The organism is Marinobacter gelidimuriae (assembly GCF_000372805.1).
Lineage (GTDB): Bacteria > Pseudomonadota > Gammaproteobacteria > Pseudomonadales > Oleiphilaceae > Marinobacter > Marinobacter gelidimuriae.
In genome coordinates this window covers 1-6140 of record NZ_KB889953.1, presented here as the reverse complement: position 1 = coordinate 6140, position 6140 = coordinate 1, and the positions used below count along the sequence as shown (strand labels likewise).

Sequence of the window (6140 nt, the reverse complement as noted above, 5' to 3'; positions counted from 1 at the left end):
GCGCTGCCACAACCCAGAGTTGTGCATCCTTGGCCAAACAAACGATTTGACGGTAGACACTCAAGATAGGAGCCGTATGCGTTCGTAGCGCACGTACGGATCTGTGCAGGGGGGTGCCGGGTGACCGGCATTCCTACTGCGACCATGACAACAGCAGCCTGTAGCAGGCGGCCCCCCTGAACGTTGTGGCTGCTGCCAAAGCCATCGGTAGCGACATCGACGTACTGGTCGCCGGCGAAAACTGCGCTGCTGTAGGCGAAGCGGCAGCGAAGGCCGAGGGCGTTAGCAAGGTACTGGTTGCCGACAACGCTGCTTACGGTCACTTTCTGGGCGAGAACCTGGGTGAGCCTCCTCTGCTTCACTTTGGCCTGTAAAGCTTGAAGTCGGCATTACGTGTTAATCAACGCTTAAACCCGGATTGAGTAATTGCGAATATCTTTTCTCTATTACTTTGTGTAAGTATAAAGACTATTAAGTACTAATTGGCCTTATTATTTAATAACAACTTGAGCCTACACAGTACTGTCTAAAATACATTAATTATAATAAAAGGAAACCCGTATGAGATTTCTGACCGCAGCAGTATCGGCACTGGCTCTGAGCATTGGCCCAGGGGCTGCAATGGCCGCCTGCGACGCTGGCGAGATCGTCGCAAAGTTCAGCCACGTCACCAACACTGACAAGCACCCGAAGGGTATCGCCGCCTCGTTGTTGCAGAAGCGTGTAAACGAGGAAATGGATGGCAAAATGTGCGTCGAAGTGTTCCCCAACTCCACTCTTTATAATGACGAAAAAGTGATCGAGGCGATGCTTCGGGGCGACGTTCAGCTTGCCGCACCGTCACTCTCGAAATTTGAGAGACTGACCAAGCAGTTCCGCCTTTTCGATCTGCCCTTCATCTTCTCAAATATCGAAGCAGTGGATCGATTTCAGGCCTCCGATAATGGGCAGGCCATGCTTGACAGCATGCAGCGCCGCGGCCTTCAGGGCTTGGCCTATTGGCATAACGGTATGAAACAGATGTCTGCCAATGTGCCCCTGCTCGAGCCTTCGGACGCCGAAGGGCTGAAATTCCGCGTGCAATCCTCCGACGTGTTGGTGGCGCAGATGGAGGCGATTGGAGGCAGCCCGCAGAAAATGGCCTTTTCCGAGGTTTACGGCGCGCTTCAGATGGGCGTTGTGGATGGTCAGGAAAACACCTGGTCCAACATTTACGGACAAAAGTTCTTTGAGGTTCAGGACGGCATCACCGAGACCAATCACGGTGTAATCGACTATCTGCTTGTGACCAGCGTCGACTGGCTTGACAGCCTTGACGCTGATGTACGCGACCAGTTCCTGCAAATCGTGGCGGAAGTGTCCGATGCCCGCAATAGCGAATCCAGCAAAGTTAATCAGGGCGCCAAGCAGGCGATCATCGACGCGGGCGGCGTGGTGCGTCAACTGACACCCGAGCAACGCGGCAAATGGATTGAGAAGATGAAGCCCGTCTGGGAGCAGTTCATGGGCGATATTGGGCAGGAGAATATCGACGCGGCTGTCACCTCGAACACCAGTTCGTAAATCCGCATGAACAGCACAACCCCCGCAGGGGGGGTTGTGCTGTTCCGATATCGTGCAGTCCATATTGGCCTGCCCAATTTTAACCACTCTCTCTATAACGTGCTGTCTGGCTAACTCCTAAATCTACTGAACTTCTGGGAATCTGGAAACCTTATCGCTGAGGTGTCCGGGTCCGTGTTGTCAGCTTTCACCAGAACCCTCAGTGCCAAGCAATAGGTTTACGAGTTAGTCAAACGGAACACTACCATCATGGAAACGGTACGATGCAGCACAAGACAGGACTAATCGACCAGTTCGAGGAAACTTTGATCGCCGTGCTTATTGGGCTCATGACGGTCATCACTTTTGCCAATGTTGTAGCACGCTACGTGTTTAACTCGAACATTCTTTGGGCACTTGAACTAACGGTTTTCATGTTTGGCTTTTTGGTCCTTTTGGGGGCTTCTTACGCGGTCAAGAAACATGCGCAGCTCGGCGTGGATGTGATTTTGAATCTGGCCTCACCTGCCATACGTCGAGTGCTTGCGCTTATCTCGGTCGCAGCATGTCTCGTCTTTTCGTTGCTCCTGCTAAAGGGCGGTTACGATTATTGGGCTGTTTTTGCCGACTTGCCCCCCACATCAGGCCGCTGGTTCCCGACAGGGTTCGATACAAGTTCGCGCAGTCAAAGCTTCTATGAGATGCAGGACGTACCGATGGTGGGCGCCTTCCGCTTTTTGGAAGATCTAATTAACTACGGCGATACATACGAAAAAATGCCCAAGGCCGTGCCCTATATCGTGCTGCCGATCTCCGCGTTTTTACTGGTGCTGCGATTTACCCAGGCCGCTATGGCCATTTGGCGGGGCGAGCTCGACCGTCTGATTGCCAGTCATGAAGTTGAAGACGAACTGAATGAAATCCGCGCGGGCCACGCGCATGACAGCCGCGGAGGATCCAATTAATGGATGTCGCCATTCTCTTTTTCGTAATCATTGCCTTGCTGCTTATTGGTGTACCGATTGCGTTCTCTCTCGGGCTCAGCTCCACACTCTTCTTGCTGATCTACTCAAATACTTCCCTGGCTTCCGTCGCGGGCAAACTGCTTGATGCGTTCGTTGGCCATTACACCTTGCTTGCGATTCCGTTCTTTATTCTTGCTTCGGCGTTTATGACGACAGGCGGCGTTGCGCAGCGTATCATCCGCTTTTCTATTGCCTGCGTGGGGCATCTGCACGGCGGCCTTGCCATCGCTGGGGTCTTAGCCTGCATGATGTTTGCGGCACTTTCGGGGTCATCCCCTGCGACGGTGGTAGCCATCGGCACGATCGTGATAGCGGGCATGCGTCAGGTGGGCTATACCAAAGAATTCGCCGCCGGTGTGATATGTAATGCGGGGACCCTAGGCATTCTTATTCCGCCATCCATCGTAATGGTAGTCTATGCGGCCTCGGTCAACGTGTCGGTCGGCCGCATGTTTCTCGCCGGCGTCATTCCCGGCCTTCTCGCGGGTTTCATGCTGATGACGACGATATATATCATCGCCCGCGTGCGCAACATGCCCAAGGGGGAATGGCAAGGCTGGTCTGAGATCTGGGCCTCTGGCCGCGAGGCGGGTTGGGGTCTCTTTCTGATCGTGATCATCTTGGGCGGCATTTATGGCGGTGTCTTCACGCCAACAGAGGCGGCGGCGGTAGCAGCGGTCTATTCCTTCTTGATCGCCTGTTTCATTTATCGCGATATCGGGCCGCTTGCAACAACCGGAGAGGGCGCGAATATCAGTCTCCTGCGAAAACCGCATGCGATCTTGACCGTCTTCGTGCATCCCGACACCAAGAAGACGCTCTTCGATGCAGGCAAACTTACCGTTACGCTGCTTTTCGTGATCGCCAATGCGCTTATTCTCAAGCACGTGTTGACCGAAGAGCAGATACCTCAGCAAATCGCCAATGCAATGCTAAGTGCGGGCTTCGGCCCGGTAATGTTTCTGGTTATGGTCAACATTATATTGCTAATCGGCGGACAATTCATGGAGCCTAGTGGCCTACTTGTTATCGTGGCACCGCTGATCTTTCCGCTCGCCATCGAACTGGGTATCGACCCAATCCATTTGGGCATCATAATGGTGGTCAATATGGAGATCGGGATGATAACGCCGCCGGTGGGACTAAACCTCTTCGTGACCTCTGGTGTTGCAGGCATGTCGATGATGTCGGTGGTGCGCGCCTCACTGCCCTTCCTGGCCGTCCTGTTGGTGTTCCTGATCATAATCACCTACATCCCGTGGATATCGACCTTCCTGCCCAATACCTTCATGGGGCCTGAAATCATTACCAACTAACGAAGCTCAATATTGCCTCATGCGCAACGAGTGCCAGAGCCATGCGTTGCGCATGAGGCCTTTTCAGTTTGCGATCAATGGATTGCAATGAGGAGATTTGATGGAAATTAACGCGCCAACAAAGTTAATAATAAAAAAAGAGCCAGAGCTCTTTCGTCAGATTTTACCGCTGAAAGGTGCTTGCATTGTGGAGTTGGGATGCGGCTCAGCGGCTCTCACCCGCTATATCGCTAACGAGTGCGAACCCGCTTCAATTCTGGCTTGCGAAGTGGACCTTGTTCAGCACACAAAAAACAGCGCACGAACGAACTTACCAAATGTGACCTTTGTTGTTGCCGGGGCCGAGAGCATTCCAGCTAGTGATTCTAATGCTGACATTGTTCTGATGTTTAAGTCCCTGCATCATGTGCCGAAAGATCGCCTGGCTGACGCCATGTCAGAGATTTACAGAGTGCTGCGACCGGGTGGCTTAGCGTATATCTCTGAGCCAATTTATGCGGGCGACTTTAATGAAATTTTACGGTTGTTTCACAGCGAAAAAACAATGCGGGAGAATGCATTTGAAGCTGTTTGTAATGCGGTTGAAGAGGGTGTCTTTGAGTTAGTCGGTCAGCACTTTTTTCACATGCCAAGAGTCTTTAACAGCTTCGAAGAATTTGAGCAGCGCATGGTCAACGTGACGCATACCGACCATCGTCTGACGCCTGAATTGCTAGCAGCGATAGAAGCAAGATACGCTGATTTTGCGATAGATGGCCGAGTTTGCTTGACGGCTCCCATGCGAGTCGATCTCTTGCGCCGGCCGATCGCCTAAGCTCAAAATTCGGGGTTCACGTTGAGAGGCGGTATGCCAGCAGCTAGTAGTTATGGTAGTCCCGAATGGACTGAATAAGTGCTTTGCAGGCTTCCGGCAATGAGGCGTATTCTCTCACAATCACTGCACGCTCTCGCGTTGCCCAAGCATCCTTTAAAAGCACAATGTCCAGTTTCATATTTTTCTGGTAACGCATAGCGCTAGATTCCGGCAAGATAGCCATACCAACACCGGCTTCGATCATACGGCAAGTTTGCTCAAAACCGTAAACCTGCATCCGCAGCGACAACTGTTCGCCGAGTTTCGCCACTTCTTTTTTGAGGAATTGCGTTAGAGTGCTGCCATCGTGTAAACCTAAATAAGGGAAGCCAAGGGTATCTTTGAAGTCAACAGGCTTGCTTCCAGCCAAAGGATGCTTGGATCCTACAACCGCGACTAGGCGATCTACGCTAAAAGGCAGAATTTCGACGCCTTTTATTTCAATTTTACCGGACGTTACGCCCAAATCGGTAGCCCCGTCGAGCACCCCGCGGAAAATGTCATTTGTAAGTCTTTCTTGCAAATCGATCGTTATTCCAGGCCTTTCCCCCAGGAAACTAGCGAGGACTTCTGGCATGAAATCCGTGACCGCGGTGGTGTTGGCAAAAATCCGAATATGCCCACTGTCGCCATCCTGATACTTGGAAAAGTCCGTTTTTACGTACTCAACCTGCCTCATTATCGAACGCGCATGTTGGAGCAGCTTTTCACCAGCAGGTGTCAGCTCTACTCCCTGGCTAGCGCGATAAAACAAACGACTACCCAGCTGACCTTCCAAGGACTTAATGCGAGTGCTCGCTGCGGCTGTTGAAAGGCTCGCGCGCTTTGCCCCCGCGGTCATACTGCCGGCTTCTGAGACGTGAATGAAAAGTCGTAAATCGGGTAAGTCAAAATGCATGATGCGTTGCTCGGTTGAGTCGAGAGTTCATCTTTTTACCAAGTAGAGAGTAACACTTTACGGAATGAGCTTTAGACGAATTTTTGCGGATTGGCTTTTATTCCGAATTCAACTCAGAACCTTAGCACTCCGGCAAATTGGCTAGAATACACAGTGCTGTTTGGAGCCTATCCGCATTAAACGCGCTGTTCAGGTGATCGAGCGCCATATAAACGCCACTCCTCGCACCATGGCAGCTAACCGCTATCCATCGATGGTGAGGCGCCTCCAACCTGGCTCGCTAGGGTCTGTTGACAATTGCTCGTAAGCCTTTGAAAGATAAGAGCAGGCTCGTATAATGAAGTTCCACAACAACAATCATACGAGCCCGCAATGCCCAGATACAGGCTCACAGAGGAGCAGTGGTCCAAGCTGAGAGAAATATTGCTTCAATTCAGTCTGTATAACAAGGCAGGTCTGCGCAAAACAGTCGAAGGCATTCTGTTCAGAATGCGGACCGGTGTGCC

At 51.8% G+C, this 6140-nt stretch carries 5 protein-coding genes and 2 pseudogenes; 6 read left to right on the top strand and 1 reads right to left on the bottom strand.

The features are described from left to right. Nucleotides 1–176: 176 nt before the first annotated feature. The 5 genes and pseudogenes from A3OI_RS0118665 to A3OI_RS0118645 all read left to right on the top strand — a co-directional run. Nucleotides 177–341 (top strand): annotated as a pseudogene (locus A3OI_RS0118665) (electron transfer flavoprotein subunit alpha/FixB family protein); the annotation flags it as partial. 220 nt (nucleotides 342–561) lie between these two features. After that, entirely contained in the window at nucleotides 562–1563 is a 1002-nt protein-coding gene (locus A3OI_RS0118660) for a DctP family TRAP transporter solute-binding subunit (RefSeq protein WP_018405724.1), read from the top strand. Between the two features lie 263 nt (nucleotides 1564–1826). Continuing rightward, on the top strand, nucleotides 1827–2507 hold the full coding sequence (locus A3OI_RS0118655) for a TRAP transporter small permease (protein ID WP_018405723.1): 681 nt from the start codon (nucleotides 1827–1829) through the stop codon (nucleotides 2505–2507). Further along, entirely contained in the window at nucleotides 2507–3883 is a 1377-nt protein-coding gene (locus A3OI_RS0118650; RefSeq protein WP_018405722.1) for a TRAP transporter large permease, read from the top strand. The genes A3OI_RS0118655 and A3OI_RS0118650 overlap by 1 nt, the downstream gene beginning before the upstream one ends. Nucleotides 3884–3983: 100 nt before the next feature. After that, nucleotides 3984–4697 (top strand): class I SAM-dependent methyltransferase, encoded by a 714-nt coding sequence (locus A3OI_RS0118645; protein ID WP_018405721.1) that lies wholly within the window; start codon nucleotides 3984–3986, stop codon nucleotides 4695–4697. A gap of 43 nt (nucleotides 4698–4740) precedes the next feature. On the opposite strand, the gene A3OI_RS0118640 is transcribed toward A3OI_RS0118645, so the two are convergent. Further along, the gene (locus A3OI_RS0118640; RefSeq protein ID WP_018405720.1) at nucleotides 4741–5634 is read right to left on the bottom strand and encodes a LysR family transcriptional regulator; all 894 of its coding nucleotides are present in this window, start codon (nucleotides 5632–5634) and stop codon (nucleotides 4741–4743) included. A 372-nt stretch (nucleotides 5635–6006) separates the two neighbouring features. Here A3OI_RS0118640 and A3OI_RS20905 point away from each other — a divergent pair. Further along, nucleotides 6007–6140: pseudogene (locus tag A3OI_RS20905) on the top strand (IS5/IS1182 family transposase); the annotation flags it as partial.

Excerpts from the sequence above, each read along its gene's own strand:
- A3OI_RS0118660 (WP_018405724.1), top strand. The coding sequence starts at position 562 with ATGAGATTTCTGACCGCAGCAGTATCGGCACTGGCTCTGAGCATTGGC.
- A3OI_RS0118655 (WP_018405723.1), top strand. The coding sequence starts at position 1,827 with ATGCAGCACAAGACAGGACTAATCGACCAGTTCGAGGAAACTTTGATC.
- A3OI_RS0118650 (WP_018405722.1), top strand. The coding sequence starts at position 2,507 with ATGGATGTCGCCATTCTCTTTTTCGTAATCATTGCCTTGCTGCTTATT.
- A3OI_RS0118645 (WP_018405721.1), top strand. The coding sequence starts at position 3,984 with ATGGAAATTAACGCGCCAACAAAGTTAATAATAAAAAAAGAGCCAGAG.
- A3OI_RS0118640 (WP_018405720.1), bottom strand. The coding sequence starts at position 5,634 with ATGCATTTTGACTTACCCGATTTACGACTTTTCATTCACGTCTCAGAA.